The following is a 20736-nucleotide window of genomic DNA, read 5'->3' on the forward strand; positions in this document are numbered from 1 at the left end:
GAGACCGGCTTGACCAACAAACTAGTCACACACGACGTGTACCTTGAGCCGGCTGAGAACAGCCGGCTCGCCGCCCTGTGCGGGCCCTTCGACGACAACCTGAAGCAACTGGAACGTCGCCTCGGTGTCGAGATCAGCTATCGCAACAACCACTTCCAGGTGGTGGGCCAGCTGCAGTTTGTCCACGGAGCCATCGGCATCCTCAAGGATCTCTATGTCCAGACCGCCCCGGTCCGAGGCACCATGCCGGACTTGGAGCCCGACCAGGTGCACCTGGCCATCCAGGAGTTTGTCGCCCTGGAGGCGGAACAGGATGAGAGTGCCCTGGGCAAAGAGGTGTTCTTCAAGACCAAGCGCGGCATACTCAAGCCCCGCAACCCCAACCAGGCGCAGTACATCCGCAACATCATCACCCACGACATCACCTTCGGTGTCGGCCCCGCCGGGACCGGCAAGACCTACCTGGCGGTGGCGGCAGCGGTGGATGCCCTGGAGCGCCAGGAGGTGCGGCGCATCCTGCTGACCCGCCCTGCGGTGGAAGCGGGGGAGAAGCTGGGGTTCCTGCCCGGTGACCTCTCCCAGAAGGTGGACCCCTATCTGCGCCCCCTCTACGACGCCCTGTTTGAGATGCTTGGCTTCGAGCGGGTAGAGCGGCTGATCGAGCGCAACGTCATCGAGGTGGCCCCCCTGGCCTACATGCGCGGCCGTACCCTCAACGACGCCTTCGTCATCCTGGATGAGAGCCAGAACACCACCACCGAGCAGATGAAGATGTTCCTGACCCGGATCGGCTTCAACAGCCGGGCGGTGATCACCGGTGACATCACCCAGGTGGATCTGCCCCGCAACGTCCGCTCCGGCCTGCGCCACGCCATCGAAGTGCTCAGGGACGTGGAGTCCATCAACTTCAACTTCTTCCAGAGCGGCGACGTGGTGCGTCACCCCGTGGTGGCCCGCATCGTTGATGCCTACGAGAAGCATGACCAGGAGCAGCAGAAGCTGAAGGTGGAGCGCGAAAAGGCCCGCAAACAGGAGGAGGCCAAAGAGGATGGAACTGATTCTTGATCTGCAGCCGGTGGTCGAGGGCTTTGAGCTGCCCTCGGAAGCCCAGTTCCAGGGGTGGGCCGAGGCCGCCCTGGCCGAGGAGCGGGAGATCGCCGAACTGAGCATCCGCATCGTCAGCGCCGAAGAGAGCCAGGAGCTCAACCGCGACTACCGGGGCAAGGATAAACCCACCAATGTCCTCTCCTTCCCCTTCGAGGCACCGCCGATGATCCCCACCGACCTGATCGGCGATCTGGTGATATGCGCAGAAGTTGTTGAAAATGAGGCAAAAGAACAACAAAAATCTGCCAAGGACCACTGGGCCCACATGGTTGTACACGGTTGCCTCCATCTGGTAGGTTATGATCATCTGGAGGATGAGGAAGCGGAGCGGATGGAAGCTCTGGAAGCGCGCATCCTGCAGGGGTTGGGCATCGACGATCCCTATGCGGAGCGTTAAGCCTGTTATTGCTGTTTTAGCGACGAGAAGTTATGAACGAAGACAACCCTCCGTCGAGCCAGGGCTCTCCTAAGAAGAGCTGGTTTGAACGTTTTACTCAGCTGTTTGGCGGTGAGCCGAAAAACCGCAAAGAGCTGGTCGATGTGATCCAGGATGCCGAAGAGCGGGATCTGATTGACCAGGACACCAAAGAGATGATCAAAGGGGTGCTGGAGGTGTCCGACCTGCGCGTCCGGGACGTGATGATTCCACGCTCCCAGATCATCACCATCGAGAAGAACCAGAATCTGGACGCCTACCTGTCCACCATCATCGAATCCGGTCACTCCCGCTTCCCTGTGGTCGACAAGGACAAGGATCACATCGAAGGGATCCTGCTGGCCAAGGATCTGCTGCCCTACGGCTTCAGCGGTGAGGCCCCCGAAGTGGAGCTGGAGTCGGTGATGCGCCCGGCGGTGGTGGTCCCCGAGAGCAAGCGCGTCGACGTGCTGCTCAAGGAGTTTCGTCAAAAGCGTTATCACATGGCCATCGTGGTCGACGAGTACGGCGGCGTCTCCGGCCTGGTCACCATCGAGGACATCCTCGAGGAGATCGTCGGTGACATCGGCGACGAGTTCGACACCGACGAAGATCAGTCCGAAAACATCCGCAAAGTGGGCAAGCAGGTTTGGTCCGTGGCCGCCCTGACACCGGTGGAGGAGTTCAACGAGCACTTCGGCTGCCAGTTCTCCGATGAGGAGTTTGACACCATCGGCGGCATTGTCAGCCACGCCTTCAACCATCTGCCCATGCGCGGCGAAAAAGTGGAGCTGGCCGGCTTCGAGTTCAAGGTGGTCAACGCCGATACCCGGCGGCTGCTGCAACTGCAGGTGCGCAACCTGGAGAAGCAGAACTTCCGTACCGAGGATGAGTCCGCCGCCTGATGTCCCAACGGCTTACCCCCACACTCCGCCTGCTTGCGGCGCTGCTCTGCGGCGCCGTCTCCCCCTTTGCCTTCGCCCCCTACCAACTCAGCCTGCTACTGCTGCCTGCCCTGATGGGCCTGCTGTGGCTCAGTGAGGGGCAGTCTCCCCGACGCAGCGCCCTGCTGGGCTGGAGCTACGGCTTCGGCCTGTTTGCCCACGGCATCGCCTGGGTTCACGTCAGTATCGACAACTTCGGCGGCCTGCCGCTGCCGGTCTCCCTGCTGCTGATGGCCCTGCTGGCCAGCTATCTGGCCCTGTTCCCCGCCCTGGCCCTGGGGCTGCTGGGGCGCTTCTGGCCCGGGGACAACGGCCGGCGGGTGCTGGCCTTCTCCGCCCTGTGGCTGGTCAGCGAGTGGCTCAGGGGCAAACTGCTGACCGGCTTCCCTTGGCTGTGGCTGGGCTACAGTCAGGTTGACGGCCCCCTGGCCCCCCTGGCCAGCTCCCTGGGGGCTCTGGGGCTGGGCTGGCTGCTCGCCCTGATGGCCGGCGCGGCACTCATGCTACTGCGTCGGCGCTGGTTATGGTTGCTGGCACCGGCCGCCTCACTGCTGGCCCTGACTGCCCTGCCCGCCCTCAACAGCACCGAGCGCAGCGGTGACACCCTGTCGGTGGCCCTGGTGCAGGGCAACATCCCCCAGAGCCTGAAGTGGCAACCTGAGCAGTTGTGGCCAACCCTGCTAAAGTACCAGGATCTCAGCCGCCCCCACATGGACGCCGACCTGGTGGTATGGCCAGAGGCGGCGGTCCCGGCCCCGGAGATGATGGTGGATGACTTCCTCAACAGCTTCGACCACGCCGCCGGGTTCCGCGGCACCCATGTGATCACCGGCATCATCAGTGCCGACAGCCAGACCCGGGAGTTTTTCAACTCGCTGCTGGTCCTCGGCGATGACGACGGCCCCCGGCGTCATCAGCCCGACGACGCCAACCGCTACCACAAGAGCCACCTGCTGCCCATCGGCGAATTCGTTCCCCTGGAGTCACTTCTGCGCCCGCTGGCCCCCCTGTTCAACCTGCCCATGTCCTCCTTCAGCCGGGGAGAGCGGGTTCAACCCAACCTAAAGGCCGGCGACGTGGAGCTGGCCCCGGCGATCTGCTACGAGATCGCCTTCCCCGAACAACTGCGGGCCAACATCACCGCCGATACCGACCTGCTGCTGACGGTGTCCAATGACGCCTGGTTCGGTCACTCTACCGGACCGCTGCAACACATGGAAATCGCCCGGATGCGGGCCATGGAGCTGGGCAAACCCCTGCTGCGGGTCACCAACAACGGGGTGACCGCCATCGTCGATGAACGGGGCAGGATGCAGGCGCAGCTGCCCCAGTTTGAGGAGGGGGTCCTGGCCGGCGAGGTGGCCCTGGTTCAGGGCACCACGCTGTTCCATCGCTACGGCCAGCTGAGCGCCTGGTTACTGGCGGCGCTGTCGCTGGCGGCGGCCCTGATCAGGGCGCCAGCATCTTCCTCGAGAAGAAGCGGTGATCACACTCAGGACAGGCCGGCAGAAGATCGGGCCGATTGAAGGTCATCTCATGGCCACAGTTGTCGCACACCAGCACCCCCAGGCCCACCACCTCTCCGGCCTCATAGGTGCCCTGGTGACGCAGATCTTCACCCAGTTCATGCCACTCCAGCTGACTCTTGTCGGTCACCTCCACCAGCCACTGCCATAGGGTGTTTTCCAACCCCAGGGTAAACAGGCTGGAGGGTTGCTCCACCTCGTCGGCGGCATGGAGGACAAACTCCCCCAGGTCCCGGCGCAGAAACTGCTCCACCATCTCCAGCTCCCCCTGGGAGAGGCTCCCTTTCAGCTGCAGGTAGGCACTGCTGTCCGCCAGCACCTGGCTCAGCTGACCCAGGGTCAGATCCGGGTCCTCCTGATAGCGTCGCTCCATCTCCCTGAGCAGCGCCTCGTAACGTTCGATCAACCGATTTTTCTCTTCCGCCATGGCCGTCTCCATTGCAGCTGGGTCAGACAACACTGGCCGATTAGCCAGCACAATTTGTTGATATCTTTGGTATAACACATTCTCCGTCCCACCGACATCCCCCGGTCACCAGGCAGAGTGACCGGGCCGTTGCGGCGGAGTGACACCCCGCCCCCGCTACAGTGTAGCCCGCGGATATGCGGGAAAATTGGACTCACCCCATCATTGGTATTAGCCGCCCGCTGAGTTATTCTATGCAGATCTTTTTATGGGCCATTGTTGGCTCGAAATCAAAATATCAGTCGTGGATCCTATCGTGTCGATGCAAGAGCAATACAACCCCAGCGATATCGAACCCAATGTGCAGCGCCACTGGGAAGAGCAGCAAACCTTCACCGCCACAGAGCAGCAGGACAAAGAGAAGTTCTACTGCCTGTCCATGTTCCCCTACCCCAGTGGCCGCCTGCACATGGGTCACGTGCGCAACTACACCATCGGGGACGTGATCTCCCGCTACCAGCGCATGCAGGGTAAGAACGTGCTGCAGCCCATCGGCTGGGACGCCTTCGGCCTGCCGGCGGAGAACGCCGCGGTGAAAAACAAGGCGGCGCCGGCGCCCTGGACCTACGAGAACATCGATTACATGAAGGGCCAGCTGAAGATGCTGGGCTTCGGCTATGACTGGAACCGGGAGCTGGCCACCTGCAAGCCCGACTACTACCGCTGGGAGCAGTGGTTCTTCACCGAGCTCTACAACAAAGGGCTGATCTACAAGAAAACCAGCTCGGTGAACTGGTGTGACAACGACCAGACCGTTCTGGCCAACGAGCAGGTGGTGGACGGCTGTTGCTGGCGCTGTGACACCCCGGTGATCCAGAAGGAGATCCCCCAATGGTTCGTCAAGATCACCGACTACGCCGATCAGCTGCTTGCTGACATGGATCAGCTGGACGGCTGGCCGGAGATGGTCAAGACCATGCAGCGTAACTGGATCGGCCGCTCCGAAGGGGTGGAGATGACCTTCGATGTGGATGGCATGGATGAGAGCTTTACCATCTACACCACCCGCCCCGACACCGTAATGGGCGTCACCTATGTGGGTATCGCCGCCGGCCACCCCCTGGCCGCCACCGCCGCCGAGAACAACCCGGAGCTGGCCGCCTTCATCGACGAGTGCAAGAACACCAAGGTCGCCGAAGCGGAGCTGGCCACCATGGAGAAGAAGGGGATGGCCACCGGCCTGTACGCCATCCACCCCCTGAACGGCGCCAAGGTGCCGGTGTTTGTCGCCAACTTCGTGCTGATGGACTACGGCACCGGTGCCGTGATGGCGGTCCCCGCCCATGATCAGCGCGACTATGAGTTCGCCTCCAAGTACGGCCTGGAGATCAAACCTGTGATCAAGCCTGTCGACGGCGAGCTGGACATCAGCGAGCAGGCCTACACCGACAAGGGGGTCCTGTTCAACTCCGGCGAGTTCGACGGCCTGGACTTCGACGGTGCCCTGAACGCCATCGCCGCCAAGCTGGGCGAACTGAACAAAGGCCACAAGACCACCAACTTCCGCCTGCGCGACTGGGGCGTCTCCCGTCAGCGCTACTGGGGTGCCCCCATCCCCATGGCCACCCTGGAGAATGGCGAGACCGTGCCGGTTCCCGCCGCAGACCTGCCGGTGATCCTGCCCGAGGACGTGGTGATGGACGGGGTGACCAGCCCCATCAAGGCCGACAAGAGCTGGGCCGAGACCACCATCAATGGTCAGAAGGCTACCCGCGAAACCGACACCTTCGACACCTTCATGGAGTCCTCCTGGTACTACGCCCGCTACACCAGCGTCGGCACCGACGACGCCATGCTGGACCCGGCCAAGGCCAACTACTGGCTGCCGGTTGACCAGTACATCGGTGGTATCGAGCACGCCAACATGCACCTGCTCTACTTCCGCTTCTTCCACAAGCTGCTGCGCGACGCCGGCCTGGTCAGTTCCGATGAACCCGCCAAGCGCCTGCTGTGCCAGGGCATGGTGCTGTGTGACGCCTTCTACTACACCGGCGACAACGGCCAGCGCGTGTGGGTGGCCCCCACCGAGGTGACCCTGGAGCGTGACGGCAAGGGCGCCATCGTCAAGGCCACCGACGGCGAAGGCCGTGAGCTGGTGCACTCCGGCATGACCAAGATGTCCAAGTCCAAGAATAACGGCATCGACCCGCAGGAGATGGTGGACAAGTACGGTGCCGACACCGTGCGTCTGTTCATGATGTTTGCCGCACCACCGGAGATGACCCTGGAGTGGCAGGAGTCCGGCGTTGAGGGCGCCAACCGCTTCCTCAGGCGCCTGTGGAAACTGGCCTTCGAACACCTGAGCCTGGGCAGTGCCCCGGCCCTGGATCTGAGCGCGCTGAGCGGCGACCAGAAAGCCCTACGCCGCGACCTGCACAAGACCATCGCCAAGGTGGGTGACGACATTGGCCGACGTCAGACCTTCAACACCGCCATCGCCGCGGTGATGGAGCTGATGAACAAGCTGACCAAGGCTCCCAGGGAGTCCGATCAGGATCGCGCCCTGATGCAGGAAGCGCTGGAGGCGGTGGTCAAGATGCTGGCCCCCATCACCCCGCACATCTGCTTCCACCTGTGGAACGCCCTGGGCATGGAGGGTGACATCGACACCCAACAGTGGCCAGAGGCGGACAGAGACGCCATGGTCGAGGAGGAGAAACTGATCGTGGTGCAGGTGAACGGCAAGGTTCGCTCCCGCATCACCGTGGCCGCCGATGCCACCCAGGAGCAGGTGCAACAGCTGGCCCTGGGCGAGGAGAACGTCAGCAAGTTCACCGATGGCAAGACCCTGCGCAAGGTGATCTACGTGCCGGGCAAGCTGCTCAATATCGTGGCCAACTAAGGAGATCCGGGTGCTGAGACACGCTCTGACCGCCCTGCTGGCACTGACCCTCATGGTCAGTGCCGGTTGCGGCTTTCATCTCAAGGGGGACTACCTGATCCCCGAACAGCTGCAGACTCTCCGCCTGGAAAGCTCTGATGAGTATGGTGAGCTGCACCGCCTGGTGAGTGAGCGTCTGCGCCTGTCAGACATCGAGATGGTGACGGGCGACAGCGCCCCCCGGCTGTGGCTGGGGGACGACAACCTGGAGCGCTCCACCCTCTCCCTGTTTCCCTCCGGCCAAGTGGCGGAGTATGAGCTGATCTACTCGGTCAAGTTCGCCGTCGGCTTCCAGGGCAAGCCGTCGCAGAGCTTCGATGTGGAGATCCGCCGCGACTATCTGGACGATCCCCGTACCGCCCTGGCCAAGAATCGGGAGCTGGACCTGCTGCTCAGGGAGATGCGCGCGGAAGCCGCCGATCGCATCATCCGCACCCTCTCCAGCATCAAGGTTCAATAGATGCGCATCTTTGTCAGCCAGTTGGGTCAGCACCTGGCCCGGCTGCCTGCCATCGTCATGGTGTTTGGCGACGACCCGCTGCTGCGGGAGGAAGCCAGGGACCAGATCCGGACCGCCGCCCGGGAGCAGGGGTTCGGCGAACGCCTCTCCCTGGTGCAGGAGTCCCCCTTCAACTGGCAGGAGCTGGCCCAGGAGTGCCACTCCCTCTCCCTGTTCGCCAACCGGCGCATCATCGAACTGGAGCTGCCCAACGGCAAGCCCGGTGCCGATGGCAGCGCAGTGCTCACCGAACTGGCGCCCCAGCTTCAGGACACCCTGCTGCTGCTCCATGGTCCCAAGCTGGGCAAGGAGCAAACCAACAGCAAATGGTTCAAGACCCTGGAAACAGCCGGCCTCTATGTCCAGGCCCTGACCCCCGAAGGCCCCCACTACCATCGCTGGCTTCAGGGACGACTGCGCCATCATGGGGTCAATCTGCAGCCCGACGCACTAATGCAGTTTGGCGAGATGTTCGAGGGCAACCTGTTGGCCGCCGACCAGGCGATGGCCCAGCTGGCGCTGTTGGCCGGCAACCGCAGCATCGGTGCCGAAGCCCTGGCCCGGCTGCTCTCCAACCAGTCCAGATACAGCGTCTATCAGCTCACTGACCTGCTGCTGCTTGGGCAGTGCGACAAGGCGTTGACGGTGCTGGGACAGCTCAAGCTGGAGGAAACCGCCCCGGTACTGATCAACTGGGCGCTGATCCGCGAGCTGCAACTGCTGCTGGAACTGCAGCAGGGGCTGAGCCGGGGGGAGAACCAGGCCGCCCTGTTCAAAAGACTGAAGATCTGGCCCAAGCGCCAACCCCTCTACCGGGGCTGTCTGCAAAGGCTGCCACTGGCACGCATCACCGCCTTGCTGGGACGATGCGGGGCGCTGGAGCAGAGCATCAAGGGGGAGTCCGAAGCCCCCTGGACCGAATTGAGTGAAGTGTGTCTGGGCTTTGCCCAACGCTACCCGGAGTTTCCATCATGCCTCTGAGACTGCTGGGGCTGCTGGGCGGTACCTTCGACCCCATCCACAACGGCCACCTGCAGATGGCCTTGGAGCTGCAGCGGCGACTGGGGCTGGAGGAACTGAGGCTACTGCCCAACCGTCTGCCCCCCCACAAGCCCGGTGCCCATGCCGACGGCGAACAGCGCCTGGCCATGGTGCGACAGGCCTGCGCCCCCTACCCCCAGCTGAGCGTGGATGACCGCGAGCTGCGGCGCCACCAGCCCTCCTACACCGTCGACACCCTGGAGCAACTGCGCCAAGAGCACCCCGATGAGTCGATCTGCTTTATCATCGGCATGGACTCCCTGGCCAGCTTCGACCGGTGGTACCTGCCACAGCGGATTCTGGAGCTGGCCAACCTGGTGGTCTGCCGCCGCCATGGCGTACCCGCGCCGGATCTGGGTGACTTCAATGCGGCCGTCACCACCGATGCCAGGGCGCTAAGACGGCATCGCCGGGGTCAGATTCTGCTGACAGATCTGGAGCCCGTCGGCCTCTCCTCCACAGCCATCCGCACCGCCCTGGCCCAGGGGCAGTTGCCCCGAGACCACCTGCCCCCCGCCGTTGCCGACTATATCGCCGCCCATGGGCTCTATGGCCATGGAGTCGCCCCCAACGGCAGGGTATAATGATCCGCTTTGTAGATTAACCTTGGGAGCCGGCAGTGACCCCCGTAGAACTGAAAGACTTTGTAGTAGAGAAAGCTGAAGAGCTGAAGTGTCGTGATCTGGTGGTGCTGGATATCAGTGACAAGTCCACCGTCGCCGAATTCATGGTGGTGTGCAGCGGTACCTCCAAGACCCACGTACGCGCCATCGCCGAGAACGTCGCCCTGGAAGCCAAACGCATCGACCAGGCGCCGCTGGGCATCGAAGGCAAGGAATCCGGTGAATGGGTCCTGGTTGACCTGGGCGATGTGATCCTGCACTCCATGCAGGAGCAAACCCGTGATTTCTATCAGTTGGAAAAGCTCTGGTCAGCCCACCCAGAGAAGAAGTAACCGATGAAACTGAAGCTGGTGGCCGTCGGCACCAAGATGCCGGACTGGGTTCAGAAAGGCTTTACCGAGTATCAGCGCCGCTTCCCCCGGGACCTGGCCCTGGAACTGGTGGAGATCCCCGCCGGGAAACGGGGCAAGAATGCGGACATTCCCCGCATCCTGGAGAGGGAGGGGGACGCCATGCTGGCGGCCTGCCAGGGTTGCCGTATCGTCACCCTGGATATCCCGGGCAAGCCCTGGGACACCCCCCAGCTGGCCAACCAGCTGGAGCGCTGGCAGATGGACGGCCGTGACGTGGCCATCCTTATCGGCGGCCCGGAGGGGCTGGCTCCGGCCTGCAAAGCCGCCGCCGAGCAGAGCTGGTCGCTCTCCAACCTAACCTTGCCTCATCCCCTGGTTCGGGTAATCATGGCGGAGAGCCTGTACCGGGCCTGGAGCATCAACAACCACCACCCGTATCACAGAGAGTAAATGCGTTTTTATCAGCGTACCAAGATCCGCGATGACGCCGCCGAGGCCGCCCTGTTTCGCCGCCGGGCCGTTGTCTCACTGTTCGGTGTATTGGCTCTGATCGGCGTACTGCTGAGTAACCTCTACGTTATTCAGGTAGTTGACCACAGCGAGTACCAGACCCGCTCCAACGATAACCGTATCCGGGTGATACCTGTAGCCCCAAACCGGGGGCTGATCTACGACCGCAACGGCGTCCTGCTGGCCGAGAACCAGCCGGTCTACTCCCTGGAGGTGATCCCGGAACAAGCCAGTAATCTGGATGCCAGCCTGGCGGAGCTGTCGCGGATCTTCGCCATCCCCGAAAGTGATCAGCAGGAGTTCCTGGAGCGGATCAAGGCGCGCAAACGCTTCAAGTCCACCACCCTGCTCAGCCAGCTGACCGAAGCCCAGGTGGCCAAGTTCAGCGTCAATCAGCACCGCTTCCCCGGATTCCAGATCGCCGCCGGTCTCAAGCGCTTCTATCCCTACAGGGACAGCCTGACCCACGCCCTCGGCTACGTGGCCCGCATCAACAGCAACGATGTGGCCAATCTGGAGATCGAGGGCAAGGCTGCCCGCTACGCCGCCACCAAGGACATCGGCAAGCTGGGGGTAGAACGCTTCTATGAGGATCAGTTGCACGGCACCCCCGGCCTGCAGGAGGTGGAGGTGAACAGCCGAGGCCGGGTGGTTCGCACCCTCAACGCCTCCGCCCCCAGGGCCGGTGAGGATCTCTACCTCAGCCTGGATCTCTCCCTGCAGAAGCGGGCTCAGGAGCTGCTGGAGGGCCACCGGGGCGCCCTGGTGGCGATCGATCCCAGGGACGGGGGGATTCTGGCCATGGTGTCCAACCCCAGCTACGACCCCAACCTGTTCGTGCACGGCATCAGTGGCAAGGATTACCGCAGCCTCCTCAATGACCGTTCCCGGCCGCTGATCAACCGCGCCACCCAGGGGCAGTATGCCCCAGCGTCCACGGTGAAGCCCATGCTGGCCCTGGTGGGCCTGGAGGAGGGGAAGATCACCGAGAAGACCCGCATCTGGGATCCGGGCTGGTGGCAGATCCCCGGAGTGGATCGCAAATACCGCAACTGGAAGCGCTGGGGCCACGGCTGGGTCGATGTCTACGACGCCCTGGTGAAATCCAACGACACCTACTTCTACGAGCTGGCCTACAACATGGGCATCGACACCATCAGTCGCTACATGCTGGAGTTCGGCTTCGGTCAGTACTCCGGGGTCGACCTGAAGGAGGAGTCCGCCGGCATCATGCCCTCCCGGGACTGGAAGCAGGTGAGATACAAGGAGCCCTGGTACATCGGCGACACCATCTCCGTGGGCATCGGCCAGGGGTACTGGACCACCACCCCGTTGCAATTGACCGAGGCACTGACGGTACTGATCAACCGCGGGCGTCACTTTACGCCACACCTGCTCAGGGCCAAGGGCCAGGATGGTCAGTTGGAGCTAACGGAACCCTCGGAGCACCGCCCCCTGGTGCTGAAAAACACCAAGGCCTGGGACATCGTTCACAAGGCGATGATCCAAACCGCCAAGAAACGCTTCGCGGACGCCCCCTATACCGCCGCCATCAAGACCGGTACCGCCCAGGTGTTTGGCCTGGCAGAGGATGCCAAGTATGAGAAGGACAAGATCGCCGAACACCTGCGGGACAACGCCCTGATCATCGGCTACGCGCCGGCGGAGAACCCCACCATAGCCCTGACCGTGGTACTGGAGAATGCCGGCTGGGGTGGCGCCAACGCCGGCCCAATCGCGCGCGCCCTGCTGGATCACTATCTGGCCCCAGAAGACGGTGCCACCCGCCAGGAGATCGCCAAGCAATGAACAAGAGAGTTCGCAAGGGCCCCAACCTCTGGGTCCGGCTGCACATCGACCTGCCCCTGCTCCTCGGCATCCTGACCCTGATGGGCTTCGGTCTGATGGTGCTCTACGCCGCCAGTGGTCAGAGCCCGCTGATGCTGGAGAAACAGCTGATCCGTATCGGCCTCTCGCTCACGGTGATGTTCGCCATCGCCCAGATCAACCCCGAGGTGTTCCGCCGCTGGGCCCTGCCGATCTTCCTGGTGGGCATCGCCCTGCTGGTGGCGGTGGAGCTGTTTGGCGAGGTCAACAAGGGGGCCCAGCGCTGGCTCAACCTGGGCTTCATGGAGTTTCAGCCCTCCGAGCTGATGAAGCTGGCCTTCCCCATCACCATGGCCTGGTACATCAGCCGCTACCCGCTGCCGCCCAAGAAACGCTACCTGGCGGGCGGGGCGGCGATCCTGCTGGTACCCACCCTGCTTATCGCCTCCCAACCGGATCTCGGCACCTCCATCCTGGTGGCCGCCTCCGGCGTGTTCGTCCTGTTCCTGGCGGGAATGAGCTGGGCGGTGGTGGCCGGCTGTGTCCTGAGTGTCCTGGCATTCCTGCCGGTGCTGTGGTTCTACCTGATGAAGGATTACCAGCGCACCCGGGTGCTGACCCTGCTGGATCCCGAGAAAGACCCGCTCGGGGCGGGCTACCATATCATCCAGTCGAAGATCGCCATTGGCTCCGGCGGCCTGACCGGTAAGGGCTGGCTGGGGGGCACACAATCCCAGTTACAATTTTTGCCCGAGCGACACACCGACTTTATCTTCGCCGTACTGGGGGAGGAATTTGGCCTGACCGGCGCCCTGGTGCTGCTGGCCATCTATCTGTTTATCGTCGGCCGCGGCCTGGTGATCGCCTCCAGGGCCCAGACCCCTTTTGCCCGGCTGCTCGGCGGCAGCATCATCCTGACCTTCTTCGTCTATGTGTTCGTGAATATCGGCATGGTTTCCGGCATCCTGCCGGTGGTGGGGGTTCCCCTGCCACTGGTCTCCTACGGTGGCACATCCATGCTGACATTGATGGCGGGATTTGGCATGCTCATGGCTATTAACACCCACAGACGCTTTAACAGCAGATAGCCGGGACACCACTATGACCAAATGGTTACTCCTCCCGGCACTGGGCCTGTCCAGTGCCGTCTTCGCCATGACTCCCCAGCAACAGTTTGTCCAGCAGTGGACCGACCGGGGGCTGGATCGCAGCTACATCGAGCAGGCCCTGTCCAAGGCCAGTAGGAACGACAAGGTCCTCGAGGCCATCTCTACCCCGTGGGAAGCCAAACCCTGGTACCAGTATCGTCAGCTGTTCCTGACCCAGGAGCGGGTCGAGGACGGTGTTGCCTTCTGGACCCAGCACCGGGACACACTGGCGCGGGCCGAAGCCCAGTTCGGCGTCGATGCCTCGATGATCGTTGCCATCATCGGCATCGAAACCCGCTATGGTCGCCACACCGGCAGCTATCCGGTGCTCGATGCCCTCTACACCCTGGGATTCTACTATCCCAAGCGGGCCGAATTCTTTGCCTCTGAGCTGGGACACTACCTGACCCTGGCCCAGCAGGAGGGGTGGGATCTGACCGCCACCAAGGGCTCCTACGCCGGCGCCATGGGCTGGGGCCAGTTCATCCCCTCAAGCTATCTGGCCTACTCGGTGGACTTCGACGGCGATGGCAAGCGGGATCTGCTCAACAACCCGGTGGACGCCATCGGCAGCGTGGCCAACTATTTTGCCGAGCACAAGTGGTCCCACAAGGCGCCGGCGGCAGTCCCGATCGCCGTCCCCGAGGATAAGCCCGCCGAGGCACTGATGTGGAACGGTAACCCCCTGGAGGCCACGGTGGCGCAACTCCGCGCCGCCGGGGCCGAAGCCCTAGGCAGGGATACGGACAGGGCGGCCCTGCTGACACTGAAGAGCGGAGAAACCGGCATCCAGTACTACCAGGTGTCGCCGAACTTCTACACCATCACCCGCTACAACCGCAGCCCTCTGTACGCCATGGCGGCCGTGGAGTTTGCCCAGCGACTGCAGGAGGCCTATGTCCAGCCTTAAGCTTTCCCTACTGGTAACGCTGGCCCTGGTGCTGGTGGCCGGCTGCAGCGGTGGTCGCTACCAGATCTCTCAGGACCGGGCCCCCAGCAATGCGCCGGACCTCGGCAAGTTGGAGCAGCCTCGCCCCAGATATGAACCCCCCAGCAAGCAGGGCAACAGGGACTACGTGGTCCTGGGACGCAACTATCAGGTGATGAAAACTGCCTCCGGTTACCGCGAAGAGGGGACCGCCTCCTGGTATGGCGCCAAGTTCCACGGCCATCTCACCTCCAACGGTGAAACCTACGACATGTATGGTTTCAGCGCCGCCCATAAAAGCCTGCCCCTGCCCACCTACCTGCGGGTGACCAACCTGGACAATGGCCTGAGCGTGGTGGTCAGAGCCAACGATCGCGGCCCCTTCCACGGCGATCGGCTGATCGACCTATCCTACGCCGCCGCCTTCCACCTGGGGATGCTCAAGCAGGGCACCGCCAGGGTACGCATCGAGGCCCTGGCTACCGAGCCCAGCCCGGCCCCCCTTCTGCCCAAGGCACAGGTCAACCAGTACCTGCAGTTGACCGCCTCCTCCAATGAACAGGCACTCAAGCAGCTGGCGGACAAGTTGGAGCAGCAGTACGGCGTCGGAAGCCGGCTGCTTCTGCAGGGCGGACTCTACAAGCTGCAGTTGGGCCCCATCGCCGACCCCTTCCACAGCAGGGAGATGCTCGAGACCCTGAAAGCCTCAGGCTACCCTGGCGCCTTCACGATCTATGAATCTTCGGCGTCCCCGGAAACTTTTGTCCGGTAAAGGGAACCAAGTGATATACTCCCCCTTCGGTGTTAAGGACACACGACTAACATCAAACGCACAGGATTCCAATCTAGTCATTATGAAAAATCTGAAGCTCTCGCTTTTGGGCCTGTCAGGCCTCTTGTTTGCCGCCTCCGCCACCGCCATTCCGGCCGTGGTACCCAACCCGCCGTCGGTAAACGCCACCTCCTATGTATTGATGGACTTTCAGACCGGGCAGATCCTGGCTGAAGAGAACGCTTATGAGCGCCGGGCGCCTGCCAGCTTGACCAAGATGATGACCTCCTACGTGCTGGGCCAGGAGTTGGCCCAGGGCAACGTCAAGCTTACCGACAAGGTCAAGATCAGCAAGAACGCCTGGTCCAAAAACTTCCCCGACTCCTCCAAGATGTTCATCGAGGTGGGCAAGGAGGTGCTGCTGGAGGATCTGAACCGTGGCATGGTGATCCAGTCCGGCAACGACGCCTGCGTGGCCATCGCCGAGCATGTTGCCGGCAGCCAGGGCGCCTTTACCGACCTGATGAACGCCTGGAGTGCCCAGTTGGGGATGATGGATACCCACTTCGCCAACGCCCACGGCCTGGATAACGACGAGCATTACACCACCGCCTACGACATGGCGCTGCTGGGTCAGTCCCTCATCCGCGATGTGCCCGAAGAGTATGCCCTGTACGCGGAGAAGGAGTTCACCTTCAACAAGATTCGTCAGCACAACCGTAATGGTCTGCTGTGGGATCGCAGCCTGGGCGTGGACGGCATCAAGACCGGCCACACCAGCAACGCCGGCTACAGCCTGGTCGCATCCGCCAAGCGCGGTGACATGCGCCTGGTGAGCGTGGTGATGGGTGCTAAGAGCGCCGCTTCCCGCGAAGCTGAAAGTAAGAAGCTGCTCAACTACGGCTTCCGCTTCTTCGAAACCGTCACCCCCTACAAGGCCGGCGACCAGTTCGTCAGCCACAAGATCTGGTACGGCAGCCAGCCCGAAGTGAGCCTGGGCGTACTTGAAGACACCCCAGTGACCATCTACCGCGGCCAGGCGGAGAAGCTCGAAGCCAACTTTGAGCTGACCGAAGAGCTGAAAGCGCCGCTCTCCAAGGGTCAGGTGGTCGGCAAGCTCTACTTCCAGCTGGACGGCAAAGACATTGCTGAGTACCAGTTGGTGGCGCTACAGGACGTGGAGGAGGGCTCGTTGATCAGCAAGCTTATCGACTACATCAAGCTGCTGGTGATGAGCTGGTTCAGTTAAGGGCTTCCCTGATGGACCAAGGCCTGCGATAGCAGGCCTTTTTCATTGGGGCCGATTGAAATTTGATACACTAACCCCCATAACGGCTGCAACCGAACACCTTCTTACGGAGTAACCATGGATACCAAATTTGACGAACTGCTGGAGTTCCCCTGCCGTTTTCCCTTTAAGGTCATTGGCCACGCCGACCCGTCCCTGCCCGACAAGGTGGTTGCGGTGATTCAGGCCCATGCCCCGGGTGACTATCAGCCGTCGGTTCGTCCCAGCAGCAAGGGCAGCTACCACTCGGTGACCATCAACATCACCGCCACCAGCAAGGAGCAGTTAGAAGCCCTGTATACCGAGCTTGGCGCAATCGACGGCGTAATCCGGGTTCTATAATGTGATCCATCTGGCATTTATGCCTTGTGCAGGTATAATGCGACCAATCTCCTCCTATAAGGCGTGATAAAGGATTGGTCGCAAAAACTCTTATCGTTCGTCGCCTGGGGCTGCAGCCCTATGAGCCGATCTGGCAGGCGATGCAGCACTTCACCGACACCCGTACCCAGGATGACGCCGATGAACTTTGGCTGCTGGAGCATGCCCCGGTGTTTACCCAGGGGCAGGCGGGTAAAGAGGAACACCTGCTCAATACCGGCGATATCCCCGTGGTCCAGGTAGACCGCGGCGGTCAGGTCACCTACCACGGGCCTGGCCAGCTGGTGGCCTACCCGCTGCTGAACATCAAGCGCCTGGGGATCGGGGTGCGCCAGCTGGTGACCCACATCGAGGAGAGCCTCATCGAGTTGCTCGCCCCCTACGACATCACCGCTTACGCCAAGGCCGATGCCCCGGGCGTCTATGTGAATGAGCGCAAGGTTGCCTCCCTGGGGCTGCGCATTCGCAAGGGCTGCTCCTTCCATGGCCTGGCTCTCAATGTCGACATGGACATCAGCCCCTTTCTGAGAATCAACCCCTGCGGTTACGCCGGGATGGAGATGGTCCAGACCTCCCAGTTGGGCGGGCCGAAGAACGTCTCCGAAGCCGCCGACAATCTGGCGCAGATATTCTACAACAAGCTGGGCTACACCCAGCTGACCCTGAGTGAAGGATTGCCCCATGAGTGAACGCCCACAGCGGCTGGTTCCCGGCGTCAAACTCCGTGACGCCGAGAAGGTCGCACGCATCCCCGTCAAGGTGGTACCCACCGACCGGGAAGAGATGCTCCGCAAACCCGACTGGCTGAGGGTCAAGCTGCCCGCATCCAGCCAGAAGATCGACGAAGTGAAAAGCGCCATGCGCAAGCATGGCCTGCACTCGGTGTGTGAGGAGGCCTCCTGCCCCAACCTGTCCGAGTGCTTCAACCACGGTACCGCCACCTTTATGATCCTGGGCGCCATCTGCACCCGCCGCTGCCCCTTCTGCGATGTGGCCCATGGTCGACCGCTGAAGCCGGATCCTGAGGAACCGGTCAAGCTGGCTAAGACCATCCGCGACATGAAACTCAAGTATGTGGTGATCACCTCGGTGGACCGTGATGATCTGCGCGATGGCGGTGCCCAGCACTTTGCCGACTGTATCCGTGAAATCCGCGCCCTCTCTCCCCACATCAAGATCGAGATCCTGGTGCCCGACTTCCGCGGCCGCATCGACCGCGCCCTGGAGATCCTGGCCACCGAGCCGCCCGATGTGTTCAACCACAACCTGGAAACCGCACCTCGCCTCTATCGCAAGGCCCGTCCCGGCGCAAGCTACCAGTGGTCCCTGGACCTGCTGAAGAAGTTTAAAGAGGTTCACCCTGAGGTTCCCACCAAGTCTGGCCTGATGATGGGCCTGGGTGAGACCAATGACGAGATTCGCGAGGTGCTCAGAGACCTGAGGGAGCACAACGTGGAGATGCTGACCCTGGGTCAGTACCTGCAACCCAGCCGTCATCACCTGGCGGTGGAGCGCTATGTGCCACCGGCGGAGTTTGACGAACTGAGGGATTACTCCCTGGAACTGGGCTTTACCCAGTCGGCCTGTGGACCGCTGGTCCGCTCCAGTTACCACGCCGACCTGCAGGCCCAGGGCAAAGAGGTCAAATAGAAAAATGGAGCCGCAAGGCTCCTTTTTTATCTCTCCAGGGTGAGCTTCATGATGACCGCATCTTCGCGGCCCGACTCTCCCTGGTAGTAGCCTTTACGCACGGCCAGGGGCTCAAACCCGGCCCGCCGATAGAGTCCGATTGCCGCTGCGTTTCCCGCCCTCACTTCCAGGAAGCAGCACTCCGCCTCCTCCTGCCACAAACGCTCTAGGCTGCGGGTCAGCAGGTGCCACCCCAACCCCTGCCCCCGCAGCTGAGGCAGAATGCAGATGTTCATCAGGGTGGCCTCAGCGACCACCGTCTGGGTAATGTAGTAACCCACGGGCTCTCCCCCCCAGATCAGCACCTCGCCCCGGTAGCCACTGCCAATGCAACTGGCCAGGGTTTGTCGGCTCCAGGGAAAAGGGTGGCAGGCCACTTCTAGGGCGTAGAGCTTATCCAGCATGCCAGGATCCATTGGTAGGAAACGGTGGCTCACGATGCCCCTCCCAGCAGACGCCAGAGGCGACGCTTGCCTTCGGCGGTGGCCAGGGTCACGCCATCGACGGAACCGGCCGGCTGGCCGGCCCTGATGATCTCAACCGCTGCATCACGCCCAGCGCTTTCAACCGGCACTCCGAGTCCCAGCAGTGCCATCGCCAACGTAAGATCCTGCATCAGGGGCTCCGCAAGACCGGAAACCCGCACCCTAACCACCTTGGCATCCGCGCCAGCGTCCTCAGGATCGCTCAGGAGCTCATCCTGATACTCATCCCTAAGCCGCCATTGGTTGAACCCCAACGTGGCCAGGAAACACGCCCTGCGCCCGCTATCGTCCCGCATCACCCCATACCCTCATATCTTGCCATTAAGACCGCGTCCTCCAGCCGACCGTTGCGGTAAGCAAAGCCCCGCATCCGGCCCTCCTCCACAAAACCCAAGCTTCGGTACAGGGCGATGGCCCCCGGGTTCGAGGCGAACACCTCCAGCTCGATCCGGGTAATCCCGAGCCAGCTGTCGCAGGTATCGATCAGTTCCGTCAGAAGCGCCCTGGCAAACCCTTGGCGCCGAAACTCCGAGTGCACCACCACCCCCAGGCTGGCTGCATGCCGACGCCTCGGTTCACTGCCGAAGGTGATCAGACACGCATGGCCGACCACCCTGTCGTTGGCGACGGCAACCAGACACTGCAGGTCTGATCCCATCTGTTGTAACCGCGCCCGCCACTCCTCTTCTGATACAAACGGAGTATGGAGGGAATTCTCTACACAGCTGCGCTGCCGATAGATCTCGGCGACTGGCGCCAGGTCTGCAGCGACCATGGGACGGATGGAAATGGAAAACATCAACTGGCTGTTCAAGTGGAACCAGGGCTCAGTGTATACCAAGGGGCAGGAACGCAAAAAGCAAAACGGCCCGCAGATTTCTCTGCGGGCCGTCTGGAATGTGGCAGGGGTGGCAGGACTCGAACCCGCAACCATCGGTTTTGGAGACCGCTGTTCTACCAATTGGAACTACACCCCTAGCGAACGAGGTGAATTATACGTCCCCAGGTTGAAAGGTAAAGTCCTTTTTCATTGAAAAATAACCGACTGACCAACTAAACAACAATGACCGGCAATTTTCGACAACTTCAGCCCCTGGACACCTCGGCACAGTGCTTTTGCAGTGAATCCATGTCAGATTCCACGCCATAGGAATCTTCCAGCATCGCCACCAGCTGACGCCCCAGAGTACCGGTTCTCCAAGTTTCTCGCTCATTGAAACCTTCGGTTCCGCCTTCAGGGGCCTTATCAAATTCGTTCATGCGCTACCTCACTCCGTTGTTCATTCGTGGATACTGCGAGTCATTAACAGCAGGTATATCACTTCCTCCCAGCTTAGACTATTTGACCAAAGTCTAACTCTCCCTATCGTCCCATTTGATCGCCTTCAACGAAGAAAGTTCGCGCAGAAAAAGGCATCAACCCCCTCCCACGGTAAACATCGTTGATTTAAGGGGAGATACTGACAAGGTTATCGGCTCAGGCCTGCACCGAGGAGACGAGGGTAGCAACCCGGGCCCGCGGCGAGCCGTGTCTTGGCGAAACGCACAAGCGAAAAAAGCCCGTTGCGTTAGCAACGGGCTTTTTCGTATTTGGTGCCTGACGATGACCTACTCTCACATGGGAACTCCCACACTACCATCGGCGCTACTGTGTTTCACTGCTGAGTTCGGCATGGGATCAGGTGGGACCACAGCGCTATGGTCGTCAGACGAAATTTGTCAATTTGCACAAGCTGTTTCTCGTTTGCATTCTCGCAAGCGCTTTCTATCTGGGATTTCAAAACCCATTGGGTGTTGTATGGTTAAGCCTCACGGGTCATTAGTACAGGTTAGCTCAACGCCTCACAACGCTT

The 20736-nt window shown here is 61.7% G+C and carries 23 protein-coding genes, 1 tRNA gene and 1 rRNA gene; 18 read left to right on the plus strand and 7 right to left on the minus strand.

All coding sequences use genetic code 11. The features are described 5' to 3' along the window. Positions 1–9 precede the first annotated feature (9 nt). The 4 genes from FCL40_RS09145 to lnt are packed head-to-tail and all read left to right on the plus strand — an operon-like array spanning position 10 to position 3992. Positions 10–1065, plus strand: coding sequence for a PhoH family protein (locus FCL40_RS09145; protein WP_136852972.1), 1056 nt, complete (start codon positions 10–12; stop codon positions 1063–1065). Beyond that, the gene (ybeY, locus tag FCL40_RS09150; RefSeq protein WP_136852974.1) at positions 1049–1504 is read left to right on the plus strand and encodes an rRNA maturation RNase YbeY; all 456 of its coding nucleotides are present in this window, start codon (positions 1049–1051) and stop codon (positions 1502–1504) included. Before FCL40_RS09145 ends, ybeY begins: the two co-directional genes overlap by 17 nt. A gap of 32 nt (positions 1505–1536) precedes the next feature. Beyond that, a complete protein-coding gene (gene corC / locus FCL40_RS09155; protein WP_136852976.1) occupies positions 1537–2427 on the plus strand; it encodes a CNNM family magnesium/cobalt transport protein CorC in 891 nt (296 codons plus the stop codon). Next, positions 2427–3992, plus strand: coding sequence for an apolipoprotein N-acyltransferase (lnt, locus tag FCL40_RS09160; protein WP_136852977.1), 1566 nt, complete (start codon positions 2427–2429; stop codon positions 3990–3992). Before corC ends, lnt begins: the two co-directional genes overlap by 1 nt. On the opposite strand, the gene FCL40_RS09165 is transcribed toward lnt, so the two are convergent. Beyond that, positions 3916–4419: a zinc ribbon-containing protein gene (locus tag FCL40_RS09165; RefSeq protein ID WP_169307057.1), complete on the minus strand. Its 504-nt coding sequence runs from the start codon at positions 4417–4419 to the stop codon at positions 3916–3918. The genes lnt and FCL40_RS09165 overlap by 77 nt on opposite strands. 301 nt (positions 4420–4720) lie before the next feature. On the opposite strand from FCL40_RS09165, the gene leuS reads away from it, so the two are divergent. The 14 genes from leuS (at position 4721) to lipA (ending at position 18359) form a co-directional block, all read left to right on the plus strand. After that, positions 4721–7300 (plus strand): leucine--tRNA ligase, encoded by a 2580-nt coding sequence (gene leuS / locus FCL40_RS09170; protein ID WP_136852982.1) that lies wholly within the window; start codon positions 4721–4723, stop codon positions 7298–7300. A 52-nt stretch (positions 7301–7352) separates the two neighbouring features. Continuing rightward, positions 7353–7799, plus strand: a complete 447-nt coding sequence (locus tag FCL40_RS09175) for an LPS-assembly lipoprotein LptE (protein ID WP_136853018.1) — start codon at positions 7353–7355, stop codon at positions 7797–7799. Then, positions 7800–8819, plus strand: a complete 1020-nt coding sequence (gene holA / locus FCL40_RS09180; RefSeq protein WP_136852984.1) for a DNA polymerase III subunit delta — start codon at positions 7800–7802, stop codon at positions 8817–8819. Further along, positions 8810–9463 carry a nicotinate-nucleotide adenylyltransferase gene (nadD, locus tag FCL40_RS09185; protein ID WP_136852986.1) on the plus strand — a complete coding sequence of 218 codons (654 nt, stop codon included), beginning with the start codon at positions 8810–8812 and terminating at the stop codon, positions 9461–9463. The genes holA and nadD overlap by 10 nt, the downstream gene beginning before the upstream one ends. Positions 9464–9498: 35 nt before the next feature. Further along, positions 9499–9834 (plus strand): ribosome silencing factor, encoded by a 336-nt coding sequence (gene rsfS / locus FCL40_RS09190; protein WP_136852987.1) that lies wholly within the window; start codon positions 9499–9501, stop codon positions 9832–9834. Positions 9835–9837: 3 nt separating this feature from the next. After that, entirely contained in the window at positions 9838–10305 is a 468-nt protein-coding gene (gene rlmH, locus FCL40_RS09195) for a 23S rRNA (pseudouridine(1915)-N(3))-methyltransferase RlmH (RefSeq protein WP_136852988.1), read from the plus strand. Then, complete coding sequence (mrdA, locus tag FCL40_RS09200; protein ID WP_136852989.1) at positions 10306–12174, plus strand: penicillin-binding protein 2; 1869 nt, start codon at positions 10306–10308, stop codon at positions 12172–12174. Continuing rightward, a complete protein-coding gene (rodA, locus tag FCL40_RS09205; RefSeq protein ID WP_136852990.1) occupies positions 12171–13280 on the plus strand; it encodes a rod shape-determining protein RodA in 1110 nt (369 codons plus the stop codon). The genes mrdA and rodA overlap by 4 nt, the downstream gene beginning before the upstream one ends. A 13-nt stretch (positions 13281–13293) precedes the next feature. Then, positions 13294–14250 carry a lytic murein transglycosylase B gene (gene mltB, locus FCL40_RS09210; protein ID WP_136852991.1) on the plus strand — a complete coding sequence of 319 codons (957 nt, stop codon included), beginning with the start codon at positions 13294–13296 and terminating at the stop codon, positions 14248–14250. Further along, on the plus strand, positions 14237–15040 hold the full coding sequence (locus FCL40_RS09215; RefSeq protein ID WP_136852992.1) for a septal ring lytic transglycosylase RlpA family protein: 804 nt from the start codon (positions 14237–14239) through the stop codon (positions 15038–15040). The genes mltB and FCL40_RS09215 overlap by 14 nt, the downstream gene beginning before the upstream one ends. Before the next feature lie 82 nt (positions 15041–15122). Then, on the plus strand, positions 15123–16289 hold the full coding sequence (locus FCL40_RS09220) for a serine hydrolase (protein ID WP_136852993.1): 1167 nt from the start codon (positions 15123–15125) through the stop codon (positions 16287–16289). 117 nt (positions 16290–16406) lie between these two features. Next, positions 16407–16670 (plus strand): DUF493 family protein YbeD, encoded by a 264-nt coding sequence (gene ybeD / locus FCL40_RS09225; protein WP_136852994.1) that lies wholly within the window; start codon positions 16407–16409, stop codon positions 16668–16670. 74 nt (positions 16671–16744) lie between these two features. Further along, positions 16745–17398 carry a lipoyl(octanoyl) transferase LipB gene (gene lipB, locus FCL40_RS09230; protein WP_136852995.1) on the plus strand — a complete coding sequence of 218 codons (654 nt, stop codon included), beginning with the start codon at positions 16745–16747 and terminating at the stop codon, positions 17396–17398. Then, positions 17391–18359 (plus strand): lipoyl synthase, encoded by a 969-nt coding sequence (gene lipA, locus FCL40_RS09235; RefSeq protein ID WP_136852996.1) that lies wholly within the window; start codon positions 17391–17393, stop codon positions 18357–18359. Before lipB ends, lipA begins: the two co-directional genes overlap by 8 nt. Positions 18360–18385: 26 nt before the next feature. Here the strand turns inward: lipA and rimI are convergent, their stop codons facing one another. The 6 genes from rimI to rrf all read right to left on the minus strand — a co-directional run bounded on the left by rimI (position 18386) and on the right by rrf (position 20593). Next, positions 18386–18835 (minus strand): ribosomal protein S18-alanine N-acetyltransferase, encoded by a 450-nt coding sequence (gene rimI, locus FCL40_RS09240; protein WP_136852997.1) that lies wholly within the window; start codon positions 18833–18835, stop codon positions 18386–18388. Further along, a complete protein-coding gene (locus FCL40_RS09245; protein WP_136852998.1) occupies positions 18832–19179 on the minus strand; it encodes a hypothetical protein in 348 nt (115 codons plus the stop codon). Before FCL40_RS09245 ends, rimI begins: the two co-directional genes overlap by 4 nt. Next, entirely contained in the window at positions 19179–19817 is a 639-nt protein-coding gene (locus FCL40_RS09250; protein ID WP_136852999.1) for a GNAT family N-acetyltransferase, read from the minus strand. The genes FCL40_RS09245 and FCL40_RS09250 overlap by 1 nt, the downstream gene beginning before the upstream one ends. Beyond that, positions 19784–19860, minus strand: a tRNA-Trp gene (locus FCL40_RS09255). Before FCL40_RS09255 ends, FCL40_RS09250 begins: the two co-directional genes overlap by 34 nt. 109 nt (positions 19861–19969) lie before the next feature. Continuing rightward, positions 19970–20143: a hypothetical protein gene (locus FCL40_RS18585; RefSeq protein WP_169307059.1), complete on the minus strand. Its 174-nt coding sequence runs from the start codon at positions 20141–20143 to the stop codon at positions 19970–19972. Between the two features lie 335 nt (positions 20144–20478). Continuing rightward, positions 20479–20593 (minus strand): 5S ribosomal RNA (rrf, locus tag FCL40_RS09260). Positions 20594–20736 lie beyond the last annotated feature (143 nt).

The organism is Ferrimonas sediminicola (assembly GCF_005116715.1).
In the GTDB taxonomy this organism is placed as follows: domain Bacteria; phylum Pseudomonadota; class Gammaproteobacteria; order Enterobacterales; family Shewanellaceae; genus Ferrimonas; species Ferrimonas sediminicola.

Excerpts from the sequence above, each read along its gene's own strand:
- ybeY (WP_136852974.1), top strand. The coding sequence starts at position 1,049 with ATGGAACTGATTCTTGATCTGCAGCCGGTGGTCGAGGGCTTTGAGCTG.
- corC (WP_136852976.1), top strand. The coding sequence starts at position 1,537 with ATGAACGAAGACAACCCTCCGTCGAGCCAGGGCTCTCCTAAGAAGAGC.
- lnt (WP_136852977.1), top strand. The coding sequence starts at position 2,427 with ATGTCCCAACGGCTTACCCCCACACTCCGCCTGCTTGCGGCGCTGCTC.
- FCL40_RS09165 (WP_169307057.1), bottom strand. The coding sequence starts at position 4,419 with ATGGCGGAAGAGAAAAATCGGTTGATCGAACGTTACGAGGCGCTGCTC.
- leuS (WP_136852982.1), top strand. The coding sequence starts at position 4,721 with ATGCAAGAGCAATACAACCCCAGCGATATCGAACCCAATGTGCAGCGC.
- FCL40_RS09175 (WP_136853018.1), top strand. The coding sequence starts at position 7,353 with ATGGTCAGTGCCGGTTGCGGCTTTCATCTCAAGGGGGACTACCTGATC.
- holA (WP_136852984.1), top strand. The coding sequence starts at position 7,800 with ATGCGCATCTTTGTCAGCCAGTTGGGTCAGCACCTGGCCCGGCTGCCT.
- nadD (WP_136852986.1), top strand. The coding sequence starts at position 8,810 with ATGCCTCTGAGACTGCTGGGGCTGCTGGGCGGTACCTTCGACCCCATC.
- rlmH (WP_136852988.1), top strand. The coding sequence starts at position 9,838 with ATGAAACTGAAGCTGGTGGCCGTCGGCACCAAGATGCCGGACTGGGTT.
- mrdA (WP_136852989.1), top strand. The coding sequence starts at position 10,306 with ATGCGTTTTTATCAGCGTACCAAGATCCGCGATGACGCCGCCGAGGCC.
- rodA (WP_136852990.1), top strand. The coding sequence starts at position 12,171 with ATGAACAAGAGAGTTCGCAAGGGCCCCAACCTCTGGGTCCGGCTGCAC.
- mltB (WP_136852991.1), top strand. The coding sequence starts at position 13,294 with ATGACCAAATGGTTACTCCTCCCGGCACTGGGCCTGTCCAGTGCCGTC.
- FCL40_RS09215 (WP_136852992.1), top strand. The coding sequence starts at position 14,237 with ATGTCCAGCCTTAAGCTTTCCCTACTGGTAACGCTGGCCCTGGTGCTG.
- FCL40_RS09220 (WP_136852993.1), top strand. The coding sequence starts at position 15,123 with ATGAAAAATCTGAAGCTCTCGCTTTTGGGCCTGTCAGGCCTCTTGTTT.
- ybeD (WP_136852994.1), top strand. The coding sequence starts at position 16,407 with ATGGATACCAAATTTGACGAACTGCTGGAGTTCCCCTGCCGTTTTCCC.
- lipA (WP_136852996.1), top strand. The coding sequence starts at position 17,391 with ATGAGTGAACGCCCACAGCGGCTGGTTCCCGGCGTCAAACTCCGTGAC.
- FCL40_RS09245 (WP_136852998.1), bottom strand. The coding sequence starts at position 19,179 with ATGCGGGACGATAGCGGGCGCAGGGCGTGTTTCCTGGCCACGTTGGGG.
- FCL40_RS09250 (WP_136852999.1), bottom strand. The coding sequence starts at position 19,817 with ATGGTTGCGGGTTCGAGTCCTGCCACCCCTGCCACATTCCAGACGGCC.
- FCL40_RS18585 (WP_169307059.1), bottom strand. The coding sequence starts at position 20,143 with ATGAACGAATTTGATAAGGCCCCTGAAGGCGGAACCGAAGGTTTCAAT.